Here is a 25988-nt window from a genome sequence, read left to right on the forward strand (position 1 = left end):
ATGGAACATTATATTAGCCTATTTGTGAAGGCGATCTTCATTGAAAACATGGCGCTTTCTTTCTTCTTGGGAATGTGTACTTTCCTTGCCGTGTCGAAAAAAGTGTCAACGGCATTTGGCTTGGGTATTGCAGTCGTGGTTGTATTGGGTATTGCTGTTCCGGCAAACCAATTTGTGTACGAACACGTTTTAAAAGACGGCGCCTTGGTTGAAGGGGTAGATTTATCCTTCTTAAACTTCATTACTTTTATCGGGATTATTGCGGGTCTTGTTCAATTACTTGAGATGGCTTTAGATAAATTCTTCCCAGCATTGTATAACGCACTCGGGATTTTCCTTCCGCTTATCGCCGTAAACTGTGCGATTTTCGGCGGCGTATCTTTTGCGATTCAACGTGAATATACCTTTGTCGAATCTGCCGTTTATGGTATCGGTGCAGGCCTAGGTTGGATGTTAGCAATCGTTGCACTTGCAGGCTTAACCGAAAAAATGAAATATGCCGATGTGCCGGCCGGTTTGAAAGGTTTAGGGATTACCTTTATCTCTGCCGGTTTAATGGCGCTTGGCTTTATGTCATTCTCCGGTATTCAGTTATAAGGAGTGCATAAATGAACGAAACAACAATTCTTGTACTCGGTGTTGCAGCCTTTACCGCGATCGTTTTAGTGCTTGTGGCAATCATCTTATTTGCTAAATCCAAACTAGTCGATTCCGGCGACATTACTATTAAGATTAATGATGACCCGAGCAAAGCGATTACTTTACCAGCCGGTGGGAAATTACTTGGCGCACTGGCCAGCAAAGGTATTTTCGTGTCTTCTGCCTGTGGCGGTGGTGGCTCTTGTGGTCAATGTATCGTTAAAGTAAAAAGTGGTGGCGGTGAAATTTTACCGACAGAGTTATCTCACATCACTAAACGTGAAGCGAAAGAAGGCTATCGTCTTTCTTGCCAAGTTAACGTTAAAGGCAATATGGATATTGAATTGCCGGAAGAAATCTTTGGTGTGAAAAAATGGGAATGTACCGTTATTTCTAACGATAACAAAGCAACCTTCATCAAAGAGCTTAAGTTGGCGATTCCTGAAGGCGAAGAGGTACCATTCCGTGCCGGTGGTTATATCCAAATTGAAGCTGATCCACATGTGGTGAACTATAAAGATTTCGATATTCCGAAAGAATACCACGAGGACTGGGACAAATACGATTTATGGCGTTATGTATCCAAAGTAGATGAGCATATTATCCGTGCTTACTCTATGGCATCTTATCCGGAAGAAAAAGGCATCATCATGTTGAACGTGCGTATTGCAACGCCTCCACCACGTCAACCGGATGCCCCTCCAGGACAAATGTCTTCTTATATTTGGTCATTAAAACCGGGTGATAAAGTGATCATTTCAGGTCCATTCGGTGAGTTCTTCGCGAAAGAAACGGATAATGAAATGGTCTTCATCGGTGGTGGTGCAGGTATGGCGCCAATGCGTTCTCATATCTTCGACCAATTAAAACGTTTGCACTCTAAACGTAAAATGTCTTTCTGGTATGGTGCGCGTTCTAAACGTGAAATCTTCTATCAAGAAGACTTTGACCAATTACAAGCTGAAAACGATAACTTCGTATGGCATGTGGCACTTTCTGATGCATTGCCGGAAGACAACTGGACAGGCTACACAGGCTTTATTCATAACGTGCTTTATGAAAACTATTTGAAAAATCATGAAGCGCCTGAAGATTGTGAATACTATATGTGTGGACCTCCGGTCATGAACGCTGCGGTAATCAAAATGTTGAAAGACCTCGGTGTTGAAGACGAAAACATCTTATTGGATGACTTTGGTGGTTAATCCCGTTTAGGTTTAAAAACACCGTAAAAACGACCGCACTTTCTTCTTAAGTGCGGTCAATTTTTACAGCGTTTTCCATCTTGATTCATCACATGCAAATCAATTTCAACAGTTGGTTTGCGTGTGATCCATTTTATGTTAGGAAAGTATTGTGAAAATCTCTCATTTATTCGTTCGCGGGCTTACTTTTGTCGCCATCGCATTGACCTTAAGCGCTTGCGATCAGAAAGCGACGTCACAACAAGCAGAAACGCAGCAAGCAGTGGCAGCAAAAAATGAAATAGTTGCCCTGAGTGGTAAAACGATGGGAACCACTTATCACATTAAATATTGGGGCAATAATGAAGTTTCTATCACATCACAACAAGCGCATGAACAGATTGAAGTGATTCTGAAAGAGGTGAACGCCAAAATGTCCACTTACATCCAGGATTCTGAAATCAGTCGTTTTAATCAAAATACACAGACGAATACACCGATTGAAATCTCGGCAGATTTTGCGCTTGTGGTTAAAGAAGCAATGCGTTTAAATCAGGTGACTCAAGGTGCGTTGGATGTGACCGTTGGACCGCTAGTTAATCTTTGGGGCTTTGGACCGGAAAAGCGTGTGGAAAAGCAGCCAACGCAAGAGCAAATTACTGAGCGACAAGCTTGGGTAGGGATTGATAAGTTGTCACTCACTGACGAGAGTGGTAAGTTTTTCCTCGCAAAAGCCGTACCACAGCTTTATGTAGATCTTTCTTCTATCGCTAAAGGTTTCGGCGTGGATCAAGTGGCAGATTACTTAGAAAGTATTCACGTACAAAACTACATGGTGGAAATCGGCGGTGAAATTCGTGCTAAAGGAAAAAATGCCGAAAATAAACTGTGGCAGATTGCGATTGAACGCCCAACCTTTGACGGTAAGCAAGCAGCCCAACAGATCATCGGTTTAAATAATATGGCGATGGCAACATCAGGTGATTACCGTAATTATTTTGAACAAGATGGTGTGCGTTTTTCCCACGAAATTGATCCGAAAACAGGCTACCCGATTCAACACGCGTTAGCCTCAATTACCGTATTAGCGTCAAGCTCTATGACTGCTGACGGACTTTCCACCGGTTTATTTGTATTAGGCGAGGAAAAAGCGTTAGCGGTGGCTGAACGGGAAAATTTGCCGATTTTTATGATCATTAAAGACGGCAAAGGTTATCGTACGGAAATGTCTTCTGCATTTAAGCAATTCTTGGCTCAGTAAAAAACAGAGTGAGAAAGGACCGCACTTTGAGTGATAAAGTGCGGTAGATATTTAGAGTATTTATGGAGAGATTATGAAATTATTCTTAGTGACTTTTGGGATTTTCATCCTGATTATTTTGGCCATGGCATTGGGCTATATCGTAAAACGCCAAGCCCTCAAAGGCAGTTGCGGCGGTTTATCTTCCCTAGGCATTGCAAAGGCCTGCGACTGTGACAAGCCTTGCGATACGCTCCAAGAAAAATTGGATGCAGGCGATGAAAATGCCAAGGCAGAATATGAACAAAAATTCGCACTAAAAGAGAAAGCTCAGTTTTACGAAGTGAAGTAGTTCTAACGTTGTGATGAGAGAACAGTATGCCGTATGTCAATATTAAAGTGACCGGTGGCGCAGAAGCTCCGACAGCTAAACAAAAAGCAGAGTTAATTGAAGGTGTCACCCATTTATTACAGAAAGTGTTAAACAAAAATCCTGAAACGACAGTGGTGATTATTGATGAGGTCGATATGGACAACTGGGGGATTGGAGGGAAAACGGTGACTTCTCGACGTTCAACGAAGTGATTATGCCGTAACCTGTATGAAAGCGCCCGAAATTGTCGGGCATTTTTACTCTTACTTGATTTGCGGTAGAATGCCCAATTATTTATTTAGTGGAACGTTTATTACTCAACTATGAAATCACAAACTTACGAAAAACATTTCCCGAAACTCTCTGCTGAGCAACTTACCCAAAATGCCAGGAAAAAAGTGATTTGTGGCATGTCCGGCGGAGTGGATTCCTCCGTGTCTGCTTTTATTCTTCAACAACAAGGCTACCAAGTGGAAGGCTTGTTTATGAAGAATTGGGAAGAGGATGACGACACTGATTATTGTACAGCTGCCGCGGATTTAGCGGACGCTCAGGCTGTGTGTGACAAGCTTGGTATTAAGCTGCATAAAATCAATTTTGCAGCAGAATATTGGGACAATGTATTTGAGCATTTCCTGAGTGAATACAAAGCAGGACGCACCCCAAATCCGGATATTCTGTGTAACAAAGAAATTAAATTTAAAGCCTTTTTAGAATATGCCGCAGAAGATTTAGGCGCGAATTATATCGCTACCGGGCATTATGTACGCCGTCGCGGTACTGATGATAACGCACAATTATTGCGCGGTTTGGATGCTAACAAAGATCAGAGCTATTTTTTATACACATTGAGCAGTAAGCAAGTGGGACAAAGTCTGTTTCCGGTGGGCGACATTGAAAAACCAATTGTACGCGCCATTGCCGAAGATTTAGGTTTGATCACGGCGAAGAAAAAAGATTCTACCGGCATTTGTTTTATTGGTGAGCGTAAATTTAAGGATTTCTTATCCCGTTACTTGCCGGCGCAACCGGGCAACATTCGCACGGTAGAGGGTGACATTATCGGTCGCCATGATGGTTTGATGTATCACACGTTGGGGCAACGCAAAGGCTTGGGCATTGGTGGCGTGAAGGGTGCCAGTGAAGAAGCATGGTATGTGGTGGAAAAAGATCTTGTCAATAACGAGTTAATTGTGGCGCAAGGACATGATCATTCGGCTTTACTTTCTACCGGTTTAATCGCACAACAACTACATTGGGTCGATCGTCAACCGATTCGTGAACCGTTGCGTTGTACGGTGAAAACCCGTTATCGCCAAACGGATGTGCCTTGTACGATTGAGCCTATCGATGATGAAAGCATCAAAGTTATTTTTGATGAGCCGCAAATTGCCGTCACGCCGGGGCAATCAGCCGTCTTCTATTTGGATGAGGTGTGCCTTGGCGGCGGTATCATCGAGCAACAGCTAAAATAGAACAGAAAAGTGCGGTCTAAAATTCATATGTTTTTTAGACCGCACTTGACAATAATAAAGCCACCTATTTAGGTGGCTTTATTTTTTCGTGGAAAGATTAATTTTTGACAAAATCGCTAAAAGTAAGCTCGTATTCATCACCATCCCGACTGTAGGAAATAAAGCGCGGGAATTTCTCCCCTTCGTGTTTTTTCACCACAATATCTTTGCCACCGGTTTTAAACTGATAGGTGATTTCAGTCACTTCTTGTTTGTTGTATTTCACTTGTTTTTTCGTTGTGTTTAGCACTACGTTTTCCATTGGATAAAGCTTTTTACCATTGGTGATTTGGAAGCTGTTCGGCAGTTTGTCGTAATAACTGAGTTGGAACGCGACAGTAAATAAATCGTAGGTTGGCAAGGTGAGAGGTTCGGTTTTTAAGCCCTCTTTCACTTTGCCGTATTCAATTTGGCGATTGGCAATTTTTGCTTCTGCATAAGGTTTGTCATTGCGGGTGTCTTTGTAGCTGAACATGTTAAAAACATTGCTACTTTGCGCACCTTTCGAGATAAATTGAATTTTGTACAAGGGAATATTGATGTTGGCATTGATTGTATATTCAAAGCCATCGGAATGAAAATGCACATAAGCAGGCATGAGATAATTGGAGCTGTATTTGATGTTCAAATCCGTTGCTTCGGCAGCTTGTACACCGGGAATATAAAGTAATGTCGCAAGTAAAAATAATTTGAGTAATTTCATGTGATTCCTTTTATCTCATTAAATTGTTGTGCAACTTCGAACGAGCCTTCAAGCATAAGTTCCCACTTGAAAGTGCGGTGCTTTTTGGACGCGTTTTGATAAAGCAGTGAGTAGCTTTTCCAAAAGGCGGATAAATTCTCCCTAAAATCGAATAAAAAAGAAAGTAATGTTCAAATATTTGATCAAGATAACAGTTTTTAGGTAGAAATTTTCATAGAATAAGCACAGTTTTTATTTTTAACACTTTTAACACAAAGAGGTAATCTATGACTGACTTAAGTAAAGTTATTAAAGAACTTGAAGCGCTTGGTATTCATGATGTCAAAGAGGTTGTTTATAACCCAAGTTATGAACAATTATTTGAAGAAGAAACTAAACCGGGCTTGGAAGGTTTTGAAAAAGGTACGTTGACCACAACCGGCGCCGTGGCTGTTGATACCGGCATCTTTACCGGTCGTTCACCTAAAGATAAATATATTGTGTTGGATGACACCACAAAAGACACTGTTTGGTGGAATTCCGATGCAGCGAAAAACGATAACAAACCAATGACCCAAGAAACTTGGGTGAGCTTGAAAGGCATTGTGACTAAACAACTTTCCGGTAAACGTCTATTTGTGGTTGATGGTTTCTGTGGTGCTAGCGAACAAGACCGCATTGCGGTACGTATCGTGACTGAAGTGGCATGGCAAGCACATTTTGTGAAAAACATGTTTATTCGTCCGACAGAAGCTGAATTAAAAGATTTCAAACCAGGTTTCGTGGTGATGAATGGTTCTAAATGCACCAACCCGAACTGGAAAGAGCAAGGTTTGAACTCTGAGAACTTCGTTGCATTTAACTTGACTGAACGTGTTCAGTTAATCGGCGGTACTTGGTACGGCGGTGAAATGAAGAAAGGTATGTTCTCCATGATGAACTACTTCCTACCGCTTAAAGGCGTTGGTGCAATGCACTGCTCTGCTAACGTAGGTAAAGATGGCGATGTGGCTGTATTCTTCGGCTTGTCCGGTACCGGTAAAACCACCCTTTCTACCGATCCAAAACGTGAATTAATCGGTGACGATGAACACGGTTGGGATGATGTGGGTATCTTCAACTTTGAAGGTGGCTGTTACGCGAAAACTATTCACCTTTCTGAAGAAAACGAACCGGATATTTATCGCGCAATCCGTCGTGATGCGTTATTAGAAAACGTGGTTGTGCGTGCAGATGGTTCCGTTGACTTTGATGACGGTTCTAAAACAGAAAATACCCGCGTGTCTTATCCGATTTATCACATCGATAACATCGTTAAACCGGTTTCCCGTGCAGGCCACGCAACGAAAGTGATTTTCTTAACTGCAGACGCATTCGGCGTGTTGCCACCGGTTTCTAAATTAACACCGGAACAAACTAAGTACTACTTCTTATCAGGCTTTACTGCAAAATTAGCGGGTACAGAACGTGGTATCACCGAACCAACCCCAACTTTCTCAGCTTGTTTTGGTGCTGCATTCTTAACTTTACACCCAACTCAATATGCGGAAGTTTTAGTGAAACGTATGCAAGCTGCAGGTGCAGAAGCCTACTTAGTCAACACCGGTTGGAACGGTACAGGTAAACGTATCTCTATTAAAGATACTCGCGGTATTATCGATGCGATTTTAGATGGTTCTATCGAAAAAGCTGAAATGGGCGAATTACCAATCTTCAACTTGGCAATTCCTAACGCTTTACCAGGTGTTGACCCAGCTATCTTAGATCCGCGTGATACTTATGCAGACAAAGCACAATGGGAAGCAAAAGCGAAAGATCTTGCCGGTCGTTTCGTGAAGAACTTCGAAAAATATGCAACAAATGCTGAAGGTAAAGCATTAATTGCTGCAGGTCCTAAAGCGTAACCTGACGAAAGAATAAAAATCCCCGCTATCATCCGCGGGGATTTTTTTATGGGAGAGTAAATCAATTAACGAGTTGATAAGGATAAGCCCAATGTCTGCAAGAAACGATGTTCTAATGCGAGATCGTTTTTCACTAATGGGTTATGTTGTAGATAATCCGTTTCAAATGTTAAGTGCCAATCCACCAAAGTGCGGTCCGTTTTTAATGTGATTTTTTGAGGTTTTTCTGTCGCTTGACGGGCTCGATTGAGGATAATTGCTAAGCGTAAAATGCGAATTAATGCCAGCACATCTTGCTCGTGATAACGAGAAAATTTAAACATCTCCGGCAATTTGAAATTCCCTAAGTGATAACGCGCCAAAGTTGACAGCAAACGATGTTGCTCGTTGTCATAACCCGGTAACTCAGTGTTGTATAAAATATATGCAGAGTGTTTTTGTAGATTTTTGTGATTGATGACAATCCCCACTTCATGTAAACGCGCAGCCCACAAGAGAACGTCTTTCATTTCAGCAACTATTTCTTGGTTTTGCCAATGTTGGTATTGCTCAAATAGTAACGAGGCACTTTGATATACCCGTTCGCCCTGTGCTTGGTCAATATTAAACTGTTCCATCAGACCAAGTGCGGTGCGTTCACGAATATTATTGACTTGGAAGTTTTGCTCCAAGCTATACATCACCCCTTCCCGCAGTGCACCGTCGGAATAACGCATTTTTTCAATGTGAAAGTTTTCAAAAACTGCACTTAAAATGGCCAAGCCCGGCACAAAAACGTCAGCACGATCATGATTTAGTCCGTTAAATTGGATTTGATCAAAGTGGCTAAATTGCAGTGTTTGTTGAATTAGTTGGTTTAAACGTTCAGCCGTAATGGTGCCATTCGGATCAATGTTTTCACAAATAACTTGATGGACGGTTTTAATCGTGCCGGACGAGCCGAGCACGGATTGCCAACCCAAATTTTGGTATTCCCAAGCAAGATCTTCAATTTTGTTTAAAGCACTTTGTTTTGCCAGACGAAAATTTTCTTCATTGATTTGGCCGTGAGGAAAAAATTGTTTTGCAAAACTCACACAGCCCATGTGGCGGCTTTCGTAAATTAATGGTGTAAAGTTATCACCGATGATCATCTCTGTTGAACCACCGCCGATATCGATAACAAATTTTCGGCCAATTTCAGGTTGTGTATGGCAAACGCCAGCGTAGATGGTTTTTGCTTCCGTTTTACCGCTGATAATATGAATAGGATAAGGGAAGACTTTTGCCGCTTGACGTAGAAATTCTTCATTGTTCACAGCACGGCGTAAGGTATATGTGCCTACGACATTGACGTTATCCGCCGGAAAACCTTGTAAGCGTTCTGCAAATAATGCCAAGCAGTTAACACCACGTTCAATCGCAGCTGGACTTAGCACTTGGTTCTCATCTAACCCCTCGGCAAGTTGTACTTTTTGCTTAAGGCGGGAAAGTACTTGTAGTGTGCCGTTTACAATACGGGCAATAATCATGTGAAAGCTATTGGAACCGAGGTCAATGGCAGCAATTTCACGCACCTCGCCACGTCGTGCATGCAGTTCATTGGCTTTACTGAGTAAGTTTTCGTTATTCATAGATTAAAATTCAAACTGGTAGAGTAAATCAAAGGCTTGATTAACGCCTGATACCGATTGTACATAAAGTTGTGGTAACAAGCGATAACGCAAGGTCACTTCAGCTAAGCCATCGAATAAACCCACACCATATTTGACTTGTAAACGTGGTGTGATATTGCCGCTCACTACCACTTTAGAACTGTCGCCGACACCTTGTGTGCCGAGATTCAGATCTTTAATTCCGAAGGCTTTTCCAATGCCACCTACAACATTCCCGGTCTTAGCTAACCCCATACCTAATAGGGCTGCACCCACAGAGCCACTTGAAGATGCATCGCCACTGTTTTCTAAAGAACGTCCGGTGAGAATGTAGGCTAAAGCCTGATCCTGTGGCATGCCGGGCTCGGAGAAAACAGTCATGCTTGGTGAGCCGGCTAATCCAGTGACTTTCACGCCGGCAGTGACGCTATTGTCCTCCATCGCTTCTGGGTTGCGAATGGCTTCAATATTTAAGAATGGCTGGGAAGGCTGTCCGACAAAACTGATTAAGCCTTTGCGAATAATCAAATCCTGCCCAAAGGAGGCGTAACGCCCATTTTTAAGATTAACTTCGCCGTATAAACCCAGGTTCCCCTTTTCTTGTCTTACGCTAAGCAAGCCATGTAAATAGGTTTTGAGCCCATAAGCCTTTAAGCTGACATCATCCCCAATATGAATTTTCAGATCTGATTTTACTGCCATGCCGCTTCGTGTTTCTGCCGGAATATTTTTTGGCAATGTTCTTTTTGCTTTACCGTCCAAAATGATTTCATCACCACTGACTTCAACAGCGCTCTCCGGCAAGCTTTCAATGGCGATTCGTGCTTTGGGAATCTCAATATTTCCCGATAATTCTAAGAGTTTTGGCGAGGCAGTGATTTCAACATTCGGACTGATGGTCAATTTTGCCATTGATGGGATATCCACTTTAAATTTCTCTGCTTGCGCGTTCAAGCGGGTGCGCCATTCATTGATATTCTTCCAATAGGCTTCACCGCTGAGATTTAAGCGACTGTCATCTGTTTGTACAAATCCTTTTAGCGTGGAGTTGGTACCGGCAAAATGTAACGCTAATTCGCTATTTTTAATATCGAAAGGTAAGGCCCGAATTTGGGCGTTCAGTTGTTTAAGTAAAATATCGCCGTTCAGTGTTGGTGCGCTTAGGTTTCCACCTAATGTGAGATTGGCTTTGAGTTCTCCACTGACTTTTTCATCGTTTGCTAAAAGTTGGTTAACAATTGCAGGATTAAGATGAGGAATCGTAAAAGTACCACTCAGTTTACGAGTGTTAACAATATCCTGCAATTTTAAATCGGCATTGATTTTGCCTTGTTCCTGAACATGAACTTCTGTTTTTAAGGCAAGATCGTTATTTGCTAAATTGGCATTTAGCACGACTTTTGGCATGTCTAATTTAAAAGTCCGGTAATCTAATTTTTTTGCCAAAGATAAGGCATTGCCGTTGATTTGTATCTCAGCTGATAGTGGTGCCTGTGTTGACCAGACTACTTTTCCTTTGCTATTCAGCTGGCCTTTCAAAAGCTCCTCTTCAAGTATTTTATTGATAAATGCTAAATCAAAGCGTTTGATTTCAAAAGGTATTTCACCATGAGTGCCGACATTAAAGGTTTGCGGAAAACAAAGATCTATGTTGCTGTGCATCCAGCAATGGGCGGCAATGGTGCTTTGGGTGCTTTTATTGTCGTATGTGACAGCCACGCTTTTGTTTGTTTGGATGTGGCCAAACTCCGTTTTTAGCATAAGTTGGCTAATCGTGCCTTGCCATTGTTGTAAAGTGCGGTCGAAATTTCCGATGATATTCATGTTGGCAGCAATGGGATTTCCTTCTGAAATTAGCTGCAAACTGTGTTTTTGCTCATCTCCTGAAACAGAGAGTTGGAGGTTATTGACCTTGATGTCATTGTAATGAAATCCATTGAGCTGGGCATTAAGCTGACCTTGGATTTGTTGCTCGGTATTTAGCTGCCCCTTAACGCTGGCTTGAGCAAGGTCGATGTCGTAGAAATGAAACTGTTTTGCGGTTAAATCTACGACAAGATTTGGGTGCATAATGTTGCCGGTTACGGCGCTCTTGCCATTAACTGAGGCGGATAAACCGGTCAATAAACCGCTTAAATTCGGCGCATTAATATCAAGAGTAAAATCGGAAACGGAACCAAGGTTGCCTTGTGCGTTGATTTTGTTGTCGCCATAAGTGAACGTGAGCTGCGGCACATTAAGTAATGGCTGTTCTGCCATATGTAAATTACCGGTTAGGCTCAATGGGCGTTGCGACAGTGAACCTTGCAGATCGATGTCTGAAACCGAAATTTCTGGCTTGCCTTGATTGATTCTTCCCTGTGAATTTAAGCTGCCGGAAATGATTGCCGGAAAATCGGCTAAGTAGGCATTAAGCGGCATCTTTGCTAACGCTAAATGCCCATTCCATTCCACACCATCACGCCAATTTAATTTGCCTGTTAAATCTGCCGTGCCATTTAAAGTATTGAGTTTGAGTTGATTAATCGCGATGTCGGATAAATGGGCCACGGCTTGTAATGCCAAATCGCTGTTTGGTATTCCCATGCCACTGACCGCACTTTTGAGTTGTATTTGTGCGGCAGCTAAGTTGCCGTCTACGGTCAAATTGAAATCCTGAATTTTTAAAGGATCCTTGTTATTAAAAGGGTATTGTGCTTGAGGCACAGTCAAGTTCACTTGAAGCGGAAGGTTGGGTTCAGCAGCCTGAATTTGAGCATTCAGTTGTGACTCCAACGCGCCCTGGGTTTGCCAAGAAAGTGCGGTCTGTTTTTTTAATGCGCCTGAGAGACGGATTTCCGCTTGGCTTGCCGGCAAAATAAGTTCGTTATTTTGGCGTATATCGTTAATTTTTACGGTGGCATCAAATTGCAACGGAAAATTTTGTTGGCGTTCTAGTTGGCCATTCGCTTGTAACTGACCAAGCGAGCTTTGCACATCAAATTTAGCTAGTTCGATAATATCATCAGTTGCGCTTGCTTGAAGTTCTGCAGCAGAAACGAGGATATCTTGCTCGACAGTATTTTTCCCACTGAGACTTTGATATCGCCAGTTTTTGCCTTGCACGCCTTGAATGTGTATCGCAAAAGGCAGTTCAATTTGCTGCAATTCACTAAACAGCGGTTTACGGAGAGACTGTTCCAACTTTTCCCATTGAATTGGTGTGGAAGTTTCAGTCTTTTTAGACGTATCGGTATTTTTTTTGGTTGAGGTTAAATCGTGAATAAAGCTGAAATTCTCAATTTGTGTCGGCGCTAATGTTAATCCATTGGCGTTATTTAAACTTGCTGCTGTATGGAATGTACCTAAAGTGATTTTATTTTTATCAAGAGATAATGAGAAATCGTTAACGGCTAACCGATTGATTTGCACCGAGATAGGTAGGAACACATGTTTCATGTTCCCGTTGCTTTTCTTTTTAGGCTCAGAGGGTGGCAGCAAGGCGGTGTCAATCAGAATGGATGGTTGTGTCAGGGTGATATCATCAATGCACACGTCTAAATGCCATAAACAGCTTAATTGCAGCTGCAGATGCGCTTCCTCAATATGGGCATCCACACCTTCTGTCTGAAAGCGAAGATGTTTTAATGTTAATCCTTCTTTTAAATTGCCTTGTGCTTGTTCAATGGAAAGGGCATCCAGTCCTGCATCTGCCCAGTGGAGGAGTTTGTGCTGACCACTTTCTGTTGAAAGGAGGGCGAATAGGGCAAAAATAGGTAAAAAAATGACCGCACTTATGAGGCATAAAAGCCATCGCCAAAGGCGTTTTGGCGATTTTACTTTCGTTGTTTGAGCCGCTTTTTCTGTCTGTTCTGTCATGAAGTAATCCGTGTTATGTTGCTATATTTCACTACCCAGCCCGATATAAAACTGAATGTTTTTACTCTTGTCTTTGTCTTGTATCGGGGTGGCAACATCAAATTTAATGGCGCCTACCGGCGAGGCCCAGCGCAAGCCAAAGCCCGCACCATAGCGTAATTCATCAGGTTTAAAGCTATTTGCCGCTAGACCGGTATCAGCAAAGGTAGCTAGCCACCAGCCGGGATAAGCCTGATATTGGTATTCAAGGGTTCCTGTCGCTAAACGGGAGCCGCCGACTAATTTGCCATTTCGATCTTTTGGCGAGATTTTTTTATAACCATAACCACGTACGCTGCGATCGCCGCCGGCAAAGAAACGTAATGAAGGTGGAATTCGGTGAATATCTGCAGTGTTGAGTACGCCAATTTCTAGACGAGTAAGAAAACGGTGATTTTGCGCATAGGTTCTGACCCAAGCGGTGGACGCTTGAATTTTCCAGAAATTGACATCAGAAATCCCCAATTTACGTCCAAAATCGAAGGTAATACGTTGTGAATCACCCCAATCAGGAAAGGCACCACCGCGTAAACGGGTACGGGTTAACGAGGTTGTAGGATATAGTAATAGCGTTTTGTCGGAGATATCCGCTTGGGTAAAGGCATCGTAGCGCAAGCGTAAACCTAAGGAATACTGCCATCCGGTAGGATGGTTCCAATAGCGTAGTGCGGCAAGAGTTGATGAGGTTGTTTTGGTATCGTTCTTATTTTCACGTTCAAAACCGCCGGAATATTCATAGTAATAATTCAGCGGATTTTTCAGTAGGGGCATTTTATAGGTCAGTTCGAGCGTTTGCTTCGGTGAGGAAAAATAGAGATTGCTTCTGACACTATGCCCGCGATCATTGATCCAAGGTTTCGTCCAACTCCATTGAAAACGAGGCCCAACATCGGTGGAATAACCTAGTCCGACATTCATAATATTTTTTTTGCGTGGATAGAGCAGCACATCCACATCCACTAATTTCTTTTTATCGTCTAAGTGCGGTTGCAATAGTACTGAGCTGAACCAGTTTGAGGAGGAATAATTGTTGGTTAAGGTAGAAAAATCACTCATTAAATAGGGTTCATTTGAGTGAATGTTAAGCATGTTGCGTAAATATTCTTCTCGAATTTGCGCGTGTAAGAAATGAATTTTCCCATAGTGGTAGCGTTTTTTGCTATCGAAGGTGAGATTCCACCAAGCTTCGCGTGTGGATTTCATCACTTCTAAACGGGATTGTTCAAATTCTGCATCAAAATAACCGCGAAATAGCGCGAGTTGTTGCAGTTGGTTTTTATAATCTTCGTAAGTTTCGTGATTGAGTATGGTGCCGGTTTTAGGAGCCTGTTTTTCCAGTTGCATGAATTCCGGATCTTGTTTGGCCTCCCCTTTAATCACAATGTCTGTGGCAGCGATTTTTACCGGTTCGCCTACGGTAATGTGAGCGATTAATAGCGGCTTGTTCTTGGTTCGCGGTTTTAATTCAAATTGAATCTGGTGATCATAATAGCCTAAAGCACGCAGACCTTTATCAACGGCTTTGCTGACAATATCTTGATAACGTTCAGAGCCGTCTGCCTCTTCTTTATCGATGGCATTGAGGTGAATTTGGATATTGTTTTTTAACGTATCGTTTTTTACCCCATCAATTTGTAAATCAACGAGATATTCGGCGTAGGCGGAGGAATGCCAAAATAAGCACGAAAATACAAGTGCATAGAAACGTTGACTTGCTTTTTTATTGAACAATTGCTTCATATAACTCCCACATTAAACCTTGGTAGTTTACTCGTTAGGTTTTTTCCCTGCAATGCTTCGCCTATACAAAGTGCGGTGGATTTTTTCGATATTTTTAAGAAAAGGGGACGAGTAAATTGATAATAAAAAAATAGCCGACAATGCTGTCGGCTATTTCTTGTGAAATTATACGGTTTAGCCGTTTTTATGCTCAAAATAAAGCACTGTTGCGGCAACGCGTGAGTGAACGTTAAGTTTACGTAGCAAATTACGAATGTGTACTTTGACGGTTTCTTCCGAAATAAACAATTGGCCGGCAATTTGTTTATTGGAAAGACCGGTTGCCACTAAACGCAATACGTCAATTTCACGATCGGTAAGAGAGTCAATAGGGCTTTGCGAAGATTGACGCTCTAATAAGAGATTTTTAATGGAATCACTGAGGATAGCTTCACCTTGAGCGATGCGTTTTAGTTGAGAAAGCAATGTGTCGGGTTCGGTATCTTTTAATAAATACCCGTCCGCACCGGCATCAATTAAGGTAAAAATGTCGTTTTTAGCATCAGACACAGTCAAAATGACAATGCGAGCATCAACGTCTTCTGCTCTCAATGCTTTAAGCGTATCTAAACCGGAGAGTCCTTTCATATTCAGATCTAAAATAATGAGATCCGGTGAGGTTTGTAGCGCTAAATTAATCCCTTCAGAACCATTGCCTGCACCGCCAACAACCTCGAAACCTTCTTCTAATTCAACAAGTTGTTGTATGCCGCGACGCATTAACGGATGGTCATCAATAATTAAAACTTTTAATTTGTCATTCATGTTACACCTCAAGACAAAGCCAAACGGCTATGGAAAGGAACAATCGTTATTCCTTCTTCTGTCATTAATAATTGGTAGAATTGTGGATAATTAAAATCGCGTTGTACGATTTTATACGGATTCTCATTTTCATCCAAGCCTGAGAGTTGATAAATTCGATTTATCTCATGAATTTTTTTCTCTTTTGTACCATCACAGTTGCGGTAAACCTCAAGGCGATTCAGTTCATCTAAAATATAAACGTTAAAACTGCCGTTTGGATTATCTTCAAAGAAGAATTGCAGGAAACCTTCCGTTGCAAATCGATCGATTTCTCGTGGATACTTTTGATGCTTCGTTGGAACCGGATCCGTTGCCGCTGCTTTTTTATTAAGTGCGGTGTCAAATTGATGTGTTTTTGTGACCCGCCCGTGATGAATTTCTTGCAAACTAATACCGCGTTCTTCAAAGAAAAATTGCCAGTTTTTTCCCGCTACTCGCAATAAATTGTTTTTCGGCGGTTCGGTGACCCCGAGTTGGATGCTGATACATTTATTAATGAGTGTCGTGACGATGCGGCGTAAGGCATGTCGATAGTAACGGCTATAACAAAAAACTTGTACAAATTTCGGTGATGGCGCACCACGATAAATTTTGTTGGAAAGCACTTTTAACGCCAATAAAATCGCATTTGCTCCTTCAAAATGTAATGTTCTGATCTCATTCCATACATTACGGTAGGTTAAGTCAATGCTGCCGACCAAGCTTTCTTCGTTCGGACCAAAGCTAAACAAATCACTGGCTTGGATTGTTGGCTTGATGTCCCTCAGCTGTTGAGTCGGGTCTTGAGTTAAATTGATAATGACGGCAAGACTACGGATTTCGCAAGGATGGCTGAGATCGGCGTTGCTTGCAAAGGTCGTTTCAATAGGGAATGTTAAACGGAGGTCGGTGACAAACTGGCGCAACGTTTTTAGTTCTATGTTATCGCTAGAAATAAATAATTGCGTATTGGCGGTTAATAAACGATTGAAATAGGCCCAAGCCACAAGTTTATTCAAGCTTTCGTTATATTCGATGTAACGAGGATGACGACAACCTTCCACGTCCGGCGTTTGATTGATGACATACCAACCGTCTTTAAAATGTCGATTATGTTTGACTTCAATAAACGTCAACGCCGGTTCTGATAAATCCACAGCCAGTTGTGGGTTGAGTAAGGTCACTTTACCCGGCAACTCTTCAAAAGCAGCGTACAGTTTACGTGTCAGCACACTCATGTCTTGTGGCATGATGCTGGCATTCACTTGGTGTTTACGTGCAAAATGGACTAAGTTGCGATAGCTCAACATGAGGAATTTAATCAAACTATTATGTATTTTCATGGTTTGTTTGATTTTCCAATGTCGGCGATTATTGAGGCACTCTAATTGACCGCACTTCCATCCCCATTGTTGGGTCAGCTTGAGCAGTTCGTCCAAACGCCAGTTAGTTTCCCCGGGGGCCACCTCATTTTCATGTACTTTGATATAAAAACAGCAACGTACAAAGTCCAACCGTTTGAATTCTTTTTGACGGGTTAAATAATCGGTAACCCGCTGTAACATGGCTAAATAAGCATCAAATTGGTGTTCGACGTTCATATCGCCATTCAGTAAGGCGTGCTTAAATTCGCGAGAAATCAAGAAGGTGTTTGGGTAATCCCAAGAATAAGCTTCGAGTAATAAAATTTTGAGCAGTGATTTATACGGATAATCAATGCCTTTATAAAGCTGCCACAAGCTTGCGCCAAAATATTCGTTTGCTGAGAACGAGCCTAAACCACCAAAGTCCACCCAATCGTTTAAATCCAGTTGTCCTTCTTGAGTTAAACGCTCAATTTCTGCTTCATAATTTTCTTCACGTTCAACCAATAAATGTAGCCATAACAAAGGTTTGCCGGCAAGGCGTATGGCAGAGCGGTAAAACTCGTCCAGCAGTAACATGTATTGTGTGGAACCACAATTTTCACCATCCATCGGTTCGGCATAACGAAAACAACGGAAACGTTTTTGATCCATTAAGTAGAAGTTAATTTCTACTTGAAAGCGTTTTGCCCATTGCTGAATTGCATTAGTTTTTTGTTGTAATAGGTCGAGCGCGCTTTGGCTTAAATCTTCTTGATGACAAATCCAAATATCCAAATCGGAAGATGGTGTTTGGGCGATGGAGGCAATACTGCCCATCACATATACGCCCAGTATGGCTTCTTGCTCAAAAGTGCGGTGTTTTTCTTGAATGTTTTGGCTTTGTTCTGCAGAAAGTGTTCGCGCAAGATAATCTTGTTGAAAACCTGTGAGAGAAAAACGAGCAATTCCGGTCGGCGCGTTAGCAACATAGCCAGGAAGATCAGGATGGTTAAAATGAAGTAATAAAGGAATGAGTTTAAAGACAAGTTGAAAGGATTCAGTCGTATCGGATAAAGCGCGATCAAGGCGTAATTTATCTAGAAAGTCCACGCGTTTTTTGGCTTCATTGACATCAAACTTCAATTCGTATCCTAACTTTTTTACAACAGTCATACTTGGCTGGTGGGTACTCTATCACCAGTACTTCAGGAAAGCAAAAAAATTAAATGGAAACTGACAATACGGGCTAACAATGGTAGGATAAAGCACATAAGATCACTTTCATATCTCGTTATTATGTTTAAAAAAACTTTAAAAATTGCCACTCGTCAAAGCCCATTAGCATTGTGGCAGGCAAACTTTGTGAAAGCGCGTTTACAACAACTGTATCCCGATTTATCAATCGAATTGGTGACGATGGTCACTAAAGGCGATGTGATTTTAGATTCGCCGTTGGCGAAAATCGGCGGTAAAGGTTTGTTTGTGAAAGAATTGGAAAATGCGTTGTTGAATAATGAAGCGGACATCGCTGTGCATTCTATGAAAGACGTGCCGATGCAATTTCCTGAGGGGCTAGGTTTATCCGTCATTTGTAAGCGTGAAGATCCGCGTGATGCATTCGTTTCAAATACTTACCGCACTTTAGCCGAGTTGCCTCCGGGAGCCATCGTTGGTACATCCAGTTTGCGTCGTCAGTGTCAGCTAAAAGCCTTACGTCCGGATTTGGAAATTCGCTCTCTGCGAGGCAATGTGGGAACGCGTTTGAGCAAACTGGATAACGGTGATTTTGATGCGATTATTTTGGCTTCTGCCGGTTTAATCCGTTTGGGATTGGCAGATCGAATTACTTCTTTTATTGAGGTAGAACAGTCACTTCCTGCTGCTGGGCAAGGCGCCGTAGGGATTGAATGCCGTACGAATGACGAACAGGTGAAACAATTATTAGCACCGTTGGCTGATGTCGAAACGACTTATTGTGTGTTGGCGGAACGCGCGATGAATAATCGCCTACAAGGCGGTTGCCAAGTGCCTATTGGTGGTTATGCCGTGTTGTGTGAGAGCATGTTGTACTTGCGAGCCTTGGTGGGGAGTGTTGACGGTTCAACGATTATTCGTGCGGAAGGTCAAAGTGCGGTAGAAAATGCTGAGGTTTTGGGCGTGCAAATTGCCGAGCAACTTTTGGCACAAGGTGCTGACAAGATTTTGCAAAATATTTACGCATAAGAGTTGAATATGGCTGTTTTGGTGACACGCCCTGACGAACGTGGAGAACAACTGGTTGAGATGTTGGTGAAAGCCGGCATCGTTGCGTTGCATTTACCCCTATTTCAAATTACTCGCGGGGCGGAACTGAACGAATTGCCAGCGAGATTAGCGAAGCTGAAACCTGGGGATTATGTCTTTGCTGTTTCTAAAAATGCGGTAGATTTTGCGGATAAAGCCATTAAAAACACCGGTTTCAAGTGGCGTGATGACTTATCCTATTTTGCCGTCGGGAAAAGTACGGCTCAGTATTTTGCTGCTATGACAGAAATGGCTGTTCACTATCCGACTACGCAAGAAAATAGTGAAGGATTATTGCAGTTATCCATGATGCAGGATTTGTCTGAGAAAACGGTATTAATTTTGCGCGGCAATGGTGGTCGCGAGTTTTTTGCCGAACAGGCACAACAACGTGGCGGTCGTATTGAAATTGTGGAATGCTATCGACGTGAACCTTTCGTTTACAATCAAGCGGAGCAAACCAGTTTGTGCAAACGAGCTGGCGTACAAACGATAGTCGTGACCAGTGCTGAAATACTCACCCAATTAGTGGATTTTGTTCCGCAAAGCGAACATAATTGGCTAAAAAGTTGTCACCTTATTACAATCAGTGAGCGTATTGCCCATTTGGCGCAAGCGTTAGGTTGGCAACAAGTGACGGTTTGTCCGTGTTCAGACAATAGAACGTTATTACAAACCTTATTACAATGTCGTTAAACCACATTTTTTCTTTATAGGTAAATATTATGGCTAACAAGAAATCTCACCCGTCGAAACGGAATGCAGAAGTGGAACAGAAAATTGATATCAGTGAAGATCTTGATTTAGCGACACAAGATGAGGCATTAACTGAACAAATTGAGGCTCCAATAGAGGATAAAGTAAACACTATGCAACAAGAACACAATGAAAAGACGATCTCTTCGGAACAGCAATCTGCTGCAGCGGAAATTGTTGCTAACGCTTCTACAATGAAAGAAACGCCTGTAAAAGAAACGGTAGTTGTAAAAAAAGGCGGTTCAGCATTGGGTTTGTTAGCAATTTTACTTGCGCTAGGTTTGGGGGGCGCGGGCTATTATTTTGGTCAGTTACAGGTTGAGGAAATACAACAAAAATTGACCGCACTTTCAGGGAAAGTACAACAGTCAGTGCCTGCAGTGGTAGCCGAAGGACAAAATTTTGAAGCCGAAAGAGCACAGCTTCAACAGCTTATTGCATTTTCAAAAACGGTCAGTGAACAAATTGGCGCATTACATCAGGAAATTGCTGTTAAAGAACAAAGCTTATCAGCGTTGAAACAAGAAGTTCAACGTTTGGCGAACCAAGCAAAAGCAGAGCAACCCAATGATTGGTTGCTTACCGAGGCGGACTTTCTACTCAATAATGCGTTGCGTAAATTGGTGTTAGATAATGACGTGGACACCAGCATCGCGTTGTTAAAAGTAGCCGATGAAACTTTATCGAAAGTTGCATTGCCAGAGGTAGCTTCGGTACGTAACGCCATTCACGCAGATTTGAAAAACCTATTATCGCTTAATAACGTAGACCAAAATGCCATCATGCAGGATCTATCGGAGCTTGCGAACAATGTTGACGAATTAACGGTGTTAAACGTGAATTTTGATGAAGATCCGAACAACGATAAATTGACGGATTCTTTGGATGATTGGAAAGAAAATGCAGAAAAAAGTGCGGTGAGTTTTTTAAATCATTTTATTCGTGTGACCCCAAAGAAAGCGAATGACAAAGCGTTATTAGCGCCAAATCAAGATATTTATTTACGTGAGAATATTCGTTTACGTTTACAAATTGCCATTTTGTCTGTGCCGCGCCAACAAGACGATTTATACAAACAATCTTTACAAACTGTGGCTTCTTGGATTCGGACGTATTTTGATACCAACACCGATGTAGCTCAAAACTTCTTGAAGAATTTGGATGAATTAGCGGAACAATCAATTTACGTGGATGTGCCGACTCAGTTAAGTGGGTTAAATGCCTTAGATAAATTGTTGAATAAGCCAACACAAGAAGTACAAAAAATCACCCTTTCTGTGGATAAAGAACTCGAGTCGCACAGCAATTCGGGAACGGAGTCGGCAGTAAAAGAAAATGAGGCTGCCACCGCGCCGGCGAATGAAACAAAGCCGGAAGTTAATCAAGGACAACAACAATAGGAGAAATAGATTATGTTACGAGTGCTATTTTTAATGTTGTTGTTACTGGCAAGCTTAATTGCCGGGCCGTATTTAGCCGGTAAGCAAGGTTATGTGCGGATTGAAACGACAGGTCATATCATCGAAATGTCCATTACCACTTTAGTGATCTTCTTCGTGCTCGCTTTAGCTTTGGTGTACAGCATTGAAGTCGTCATTAGCCGTTTTTTCCGTTTAAGCAACAATACATACAGCTGGTTCTCTCGTCGTAAACGCACGAAAGCGCAAAAGCAAACATTGGAAGGCTTAATGCGTATGGATGAAGGGGATTATTCTAAAGCGGAAAAATTAATTGGTAAAAATGCGAAGCATTCTGATGAGCCGGTGCTGAATTTCATTAAAGCAGCAGAAGCAGCACAACAGCGTGGTGATGAATTCAGTGCAAACCGTTATTTAATGGAAGCAACGGAAATTGCTGGTTCTGATAGCTTGGTTTTAGAAATTGCACGTACCCGCATTTTATTACAACAAAATAAATTACCGGCAGCGCGCAGTTCAGTTGACAGCTTATTGTTGATGGCGGGGAAAAATAAGGAAGTACTTAAATTAGCTGTTGAGATTTATTTAAAATCAAAAGCTTACCAGGCATTAGATAATATTTTAGAACAAATCGAAAAATCCGGTTTGTATGCCTCACAGGAATTTGTTGCATTACAAACCCAAGTGGAAGATGGATTGCTTGATGAGAAAATGAACGAAGAAGGCGTCGATGGTTTGTTGGATTGGTGGGATGAACAATCTCGTAAACGCCGCAATGATGCCCGTGTGAAACTGGCGTTAATTACGCGTTTAATTGATGCCAATGATCATGAGTCTGCTTATGAATTCATGTTGGAGTTAGTGAAAAAATTAGATAGTGACAATAGCCCGTTAACGCAAGAATTGTTTAAACAAATCAGCCGTTTGCAACCAGAAGATAATAGCAAGTTGGTGAAATTTATCAGCAAATGGTTAAAAGGCGCAAACACATCGGCACAATGTTGTGCTCATCGTGCACTCGGTTATTTATATGTGCGTAATAATGATTTTGCTAAAGCCAATGAGGTGTTTAAAGCGTTAATTGCCAATAAAGAAAAATTGGAACCGGCAGACATTACTATGGCGTCTTACGTATTTGAGCAAGTTGGCGATAAAGCAGCAGCACAACAATTACGTGAAGACGGTTTGAAGTCTGTGATGGCAGTGGAAAATCTCAACTTATCGGAAGAAACATCAGAAAATCCGACCGCACTTTTAGCGCAAAAATAATCTCTTCAAAAAACAAAATGCCCTGATGATTCAGGGCATTTTTTTATTCTTTCTTTTTTAAGAATTTTGGGGTAATTCCATGTCATTTTCGAGCGCTGCAGTCAGTTGCTGAATCTTACGCAGAATCATATTTAAGAACACACCGTAAGCCGGTACGAACAACAGTAACCCAATGAATAATTTAAATAAATAATCGACGAAACCGATTTCCATCCAATGTTCTGCCATAAAAGGATCGCTGCTGGCATAGAAGGCAATCGCGAAGAACAAATAAGTGTCTGCCATAGAGCCAAATACCATAGAGCTGGTTGGCGCTATCCACCAAGTTTTGAGTTGGCGTAAGCGATTGAATACCAAAACATCCAAGAGTTGTCCGAATACATAGGCGAAGAAGCTTGCGACAGCAATGCGGAACACAAACATATTAAATTCGCTTAATGCTTGTAGACCTTGATATTGGGTATCTGAAAAGAGGGTTGAGACCACATAGCTGATGATTAATGCCGGAATCATTACCACGAAAATGATCCAACGGGCTTCTTTTGCTCCAAAGATACGCACAGTTAAATCCGTCGACAAGAAAATAAATGGGAAGGTAATTGCACCCCATGTGCTATGGAACATAAAGTCTTCTTGTGCGCCGAAGAATGTCAGTGGCACATGAACTTCAAAAGGAAGCTGTACTAAATAGTTACTGACAGCAATGATAAAAATGTGAAAGAAACTGAGCAAAACTAATGCTCGACGTTTTTGGCGATCACTAAAGATCGAAAATGCGTGTGTCATTTGAATACCTTTTTAGTTTAAATTGGGGTTAGGGAACCCAGAACAGATTGTGAGTCTGCAAAAATGCAGGGCGCAAATAATACTGCATCAAAAAAATAATTCAACCAGAATTAAGTATTGAAACATAATCACAATATAAAAATACCAACCAAACAGAATGCCCTATAAATAGAATTAATTCGTATTTGCAATAGTGGGTGTTGTTTCGTTAGAATAAGCGCCCTATATATTACATATTTTTATCTAGGAGCATTTTATGCAAAAACAATCTATTTTCATGTTGAGTTTGCTCAGTACTGCATTATTTGTAAATAATGCAAACGCTGCGATGGCTACACAACAGTTGGATGAAATTCGTGTTACAGCGGAAAGTCAAGTAAAACAGTCGCTTGGTGTTTCAATAGTGAGTGAAAAAGATTTAGCAAAACGCCCCGTCACCAATGATATTTCTGATGTGTTACGAACAATGCCAGGGGTAAACTTAACTGGCAACTCTGCTACAGGGCAACGTGGAAATAAACGCCAAATTGATATTCGTGGAATGGGACCTGAAAATACGCTTATTTTAGTCGATGGAAAACCTGTGACTTCACGTAATGCGGAGCGTTATGGGGTGAGAGGAGAGCGAAATTCTCGCGGTGATAGTAACTGGATACCGATAGAGGCCATTGAATCCGTTGAGGTGTTGCGTGGTCCGGCAGCTGCACGTTATGGTTCGGGAGCAATGGGTGGTGTAGTAAATATTATTACCAAACCTGTCACCAATGATTTGCATGGGAGCGTAAGCTATTATACGAATCAACCGGAAGATAGAAAAGAAGGTGCGACGAATCGTGTAGGTTTCAATTTAAGCGGTGCACTAATTAAAGACATATTGCAATTCCGTTTATATGGTAACTGGAATAAGACTCAAGCAGACGATGTGGGCATTAATGGCGATCCGGCTATTGCAGGTCGTGAAGGCGTACGTAACAAAGATATTAACGGTCGTTTAGTATGGAATGTCAACAAAGATCACAAGTTAACTTTAGACAGTGGTTTTAGCCGTCAAGGCAATATTTATAATGGTGATACGCAAAATAGTTCTGGCGGACTTTATAATAATGCCAATTATCCTGCAACTAAAACATTGGCCGCCAATAAAGCAGAAACAGCGCGTTTGTACCGTCAAAATTATGCCTTAATTTATGAAGGTAAATTTGATCATTTTGATAATAAAACGTATCTCACCTTTGATAAAACGAAAAACAGTCGTTTGCCGGAATTTTTAGCCGGCGGTCCGGAAGGCAGTTATGCCAGCACCTCTGATTTTAAAGATTCCGTTTTAAAAAATACCCGTTTTAGTTCTGAATTTTATATTCCGTTTACTTTCGGCGTCGAGCATATGCTGACGGTTGGTTTTGAGGGAGCACACAGTAGCTTAGACGATGCTTCCTCTATGACACAATTGCTCGGGGGAAGACGTGTTGGCGGTAAAGTCGTTTATGATCTTCCAGAAACCTTACCGAGCGGCGTACAGAATGTTCGCGGTGGGCATTCTAGTCAAAGTGAATGGGCTTTCTTTATTGAAGACAATATTTCAGCTACTAAGTCAATGGTTTTAACGCCATCGCTACGTTACGATTACAATACTTATTCCGGTTCAAATATCAGTGGAGGATTAAACTTTTTACAAGGTTTAACCGAACATTGGAAAATAAAAGGTGGCATTGCTCGCGCTTATAAAGCACCGAACCTCTATCAAACCAATCCGAACTATCTTTTATTTACCCTAGGCCAAGGTTGTCCAACCTATGTGCCGAATAATAAGAGTTGTTATTTTCAAGGAAACAGTGAGATTAAACCGGAAACTAGCTGGAACAAGGAAATTGGTATTGAATATGATAAAGATGGTCTATTAGCCTCCATTGCCTATTTCCGCAACGATTACCGTAACAAAATTGTATCTGATGGCAAGTTCGTTGGTCTTAGTACTCGTGGAAACTATGTGTATAAATGGGGCAATGCAAACCGTGCGGTAATTGAAGGTTTGGAAGGAAACCTAACCTTGCCATTAATTGAAGATAAATTATCTTGGGTGAATAATTTCACCTATATGCACAAAACCAAAAATAAAGATACCGGCAACCCGCTTTCTATCGTGCCAAAATATACATTGAATTCCAGTTTGAACTATCAAATTACAGAGGCGTTAGATACCATGTTGACCTATACGCAATACGGCAAGCAAACTTCTCGTAAGAATCCGGAGAATCGAATGGAAAATGGTAAGTTAGCAAATTCTTCTGATATCGGTAGCTATGCAGTTTGGGGATTAAGTGCTGGTTATAACTGGAAAAATACCGTGAGTGTTCGAGTTGGTGTAAATAACTTATTTGATAAACGACTTTATCGCTCTTCGAGTAGTACCAATTATAATGCGCATACTTACAATGAGCCGGGTCGTGCTTATTATGCGACGTTGAAATATACGTTTTAATTTTTTCCCTTGATAAATA

General features: G+C 41.6%; 19 protein-coding genes. 12 read left to right on the forward strand and 7 right to left on the reverse strand.

Features of this window, described 5'->3' with window-relative positions; all coding sequences use genetic code 11:
* From nqrE to mnmA, 6 genes are all read left to right on the forward strand, one after another.
* Entirely contained in the window at positions 1 to 597 is a 597-nt protein-coding gene (nqrE, locus tag AC30SH_RS01435) for an NADH:ubiquinone reductase (Na(+)-transporting) subunit E (RefSeq protein WP_314885136.1), read from the forward strand.
* 11 nt (positions 598 to 608) lie between these two features.
* Positions 609 to 1844, forward strand: coding sequence for an NADH:ubiquinone reductase (Na(+)-transporting) subunit F (gene nqrF / locus AC30SH_RS01440; RefSeq protein ID WP_048750768.1), 1236 nt, complete (start codon positions 609 to 611; stop codon positions 1842 to 1844).
* A 151-nt stretch (positions 1845 to 1995) separates the two neighbouring features.
* A complete protein-coding gene (locus AC30SH_RS01445; protein WP_314885137.1) occupies positions 1996 to 3084 on the forward strand; it encodes an FAD:protein FMN transferase in 1089 nt (362 codons plus the stop codon).
* Between the two features lie 73 nt (positions 3085 to 3157).
* A complete protein-coding gene (nqrM, locus tag AC30SH_RS01450; RefSeq protein ID WP_109083334.1) occupies positions 3158 to 3415 on the forward strand; it encodes a (Na+)-NQR maturation NqrM in 258 nt (85 codons plus the stop codon).
* 26 nt (positions 3416 to 3441) lie between these two features.
* On the forward strand, positions 3442 to 3648 hold the full coding sequence (locus AC30SH_RS01455) for a tautomerase family protein (protein ID WP_314885138.1): 207 nt from the start codon (positions 3442 to 3444) through the stop codon (positions 3646 to 3648).
* 111 nt (positions 3649 to 3759) lie between these two features.
* Positions 3760 to 4911, forward strand: a complete 1152-nt coding sequence (gene mnmA, locus AC30SH_RS01460; protein WP_314885139.1) for a tRNA 2-thiouridine(34) synthase MnmA — start codon at positions 3760 to 3762, stop codon at positions 4909 to 4911.
* A gap of 97 nt (positions 4912 to 5008) precedes the next feature.
* Here the strand turns inward: mnmA and AC30SH_RS01465 are convergent, their stop codons facing one another.
* Complete coding sequence (locus AC30SH_RS01465) at positions 5009 to 5653, reverse strand: hypothetical protein (RefSeq protein ID WP_212509988.1); 645 nt, start codon at positions 5651 to 5653, stop codon at positions 5009 to 5011.
* Positions 5654 to 5919: 266 nt separating this feature from the next.
* Here AC30SH_RS01465 and pckA point away from each other — a divergent pair, with 266 nt between their 5' ends.
* Complete coding sequence (gene pckA / locus AC30SH_RS01470) at positions 5920 to 7536, forward strand: phosphoenolpyruvate carboxykinase (ATP) (RefSeq protein ID WP_212509987.1); 1617 nt, start codon at positions 5920 to 5922, stop codon at positions 7534 to 7536.
* 65 nt (positions 7537 to 7601) lie between these two features.
* Here pckA and ppx read toward each other — a convergent pair whose 3' ends face one another.
* The 5 genes from ppx to AC30SH_RS01495 form a co-directional block, all read right to left on the reverse strand.
* Entirely contained in the window at positions 7602 to 9149 is a 1548-nt protein-coding gene (gene ppx, locus AC30SH_RS01475) for an exopolyphosphatase (RefSeq protein ID WP_314885140.1), read from the reverse strand.
* A gap of 3 nt (positions 9150 to 9152) precedes the next feature.
* Positions 9153 to 13028 carry an autotransporter assembly complex protein TamB gene (gene tamB, locus AC30SH_RS01480; protein WP_489582015.1) on the reverse strand — a complete coding sequence of 1292 codons (3876 nt, stop codon included), beginning with the start codon at positions 13026 to 13028 and terminating at the stop codon, positions 9153 to 9155.
* A gap of 21 nt (positions 13029 to 13049) precedes the next feature.
* Entirely contained in the window at positions 13050 to 14807 is a 1758-nt protein-coding gene (gene tamA, locus AC30SH_RS01485; protein ID WP_315027956.1) for an autotransporter assembly complex protein TamA, read from the reverse strand.
* A 174-nt stretch (positions 14808 to 14981) separates the two neighbouring features.
* Positions 14982 to 15611, reverse strand: coding sequence for a two-component system response regulator NarL (narL, locus tag AC30SH_RS01490; protein ID WP_212509983.1), 630 nt, complete (start codon positions 15609 to 15611; stop codon positions 14982 to 14984).
* Between the two features lie 8 nt (positions 15612 to 15619).
* The gene (locus tag AC30SH_RS01495; RefSeq protein WP_489582390.1) at positions 15620 to 18121 is read right to left on the reverse strand and encodes a class I adenylate cyclase; all 2502 of its coding nucleotides are present in this window, start codon (positions 18119 to 18121) and stop codon (positions 15620 to 15622) included.
* A 153-nt stretch (positions 18122 to 18274) separates the two neighbouring features.
* On the opposite strand from AC30SH_RS01495, the gene hemC reads away from it, so the two are divergent.
* Genes hemC through AC30SH_RS01515 form a run of 4 tightly spaced genes read left to right on the forward strand, consistent with a single transcriptional unit; the run spans position 18275 to position 22704 of the window.
* Entirely contained in the window at positions 18275 to 19201 is a 927-nt protein-coding gene (gene hemC, locus AC30SH_RS01500; protein WP_109859891.1) for a hydroxymethylbilane synthase, read from the forward strand.
* 9 nt (positions 19202 to 19210) lie between these two features.
* Complete coding sequence (locus tag AC30SH_RS01505) at positions 19211 to 19957, forward strand: uroporphyrinogen-III synthase (RefSeq protein WP_109128888.1); 747 nt, start codon at positions 19211 to 19213, stop codon at positions 19955 to 19957.
* A gap of 29 nt (positions 19958 to 19986) precedes the next feature.
* Positions 19987 to 21417 (forward strand): uroporphyrinogen-III C-methyltransferase, encoded by a 1431-nt coding sequence (locus AC30SH_RS01510; RefSeq protein ID WP_489582016.1) that lies wholly within the window; start codon positions 19987 to 19989, stop codon positions 21415 to 21417.
* Between the two features lie 12 nt (positions 21418 to 21429).
* Positions 21430 to 22704: a heme biosynthesis protein HemY gene (locus AC30SH_RS01515; protein ID WP_489582017.1), complete on the forward strand. Its 1275-nt coding sequence runs from the start codon at positions 21430 to 21432 to the stop codon at positions 22702 to 22704.
* Between the two features lie 57 nt (positions 22705 to 22761).
* Here AC30SH_RS01515 and AC30SH_RS01520 read toward each other — a convergent pair whose 3' ends face one another.
* Positions 22762 to 23490 carry a 7-cyano-7-deazaguanine/7-aminomethyl-7-deazaguanine transporter gene (locus AC30SH_RS01520; protein ID WP_489582018.1) on the reverse strand — a complete coding sequence of 243 codons (729 nt, stop codon included), beginning with the start codon at positions 23488 to 23490 and terminating at the stop codon, positions 22762 to 22764.
* Positions 23491 to 23746: 256 nt separating this feature from the next.
* On the opposite strand from AC30SH_RS01520, the gene AC30SH_RS01525 reads away from it, so the two are divergent.
* Positions 23747 to 25969, forward strand: coding sequence for a FepA family TonB-dependent siderophore receptor (locus tag AC30SH_RS01525; RefSeq protein WP_489582019.1), 2223 nt, complete (start codon positions 23747 to 23749; stop codon positions 25967 to 25969).
* Positions 25970 to 25988: the final 19 nt, after the last annotated feature.

Source organism: Aggregatibacter sp. HK296 (assembly GCF_980469475.1).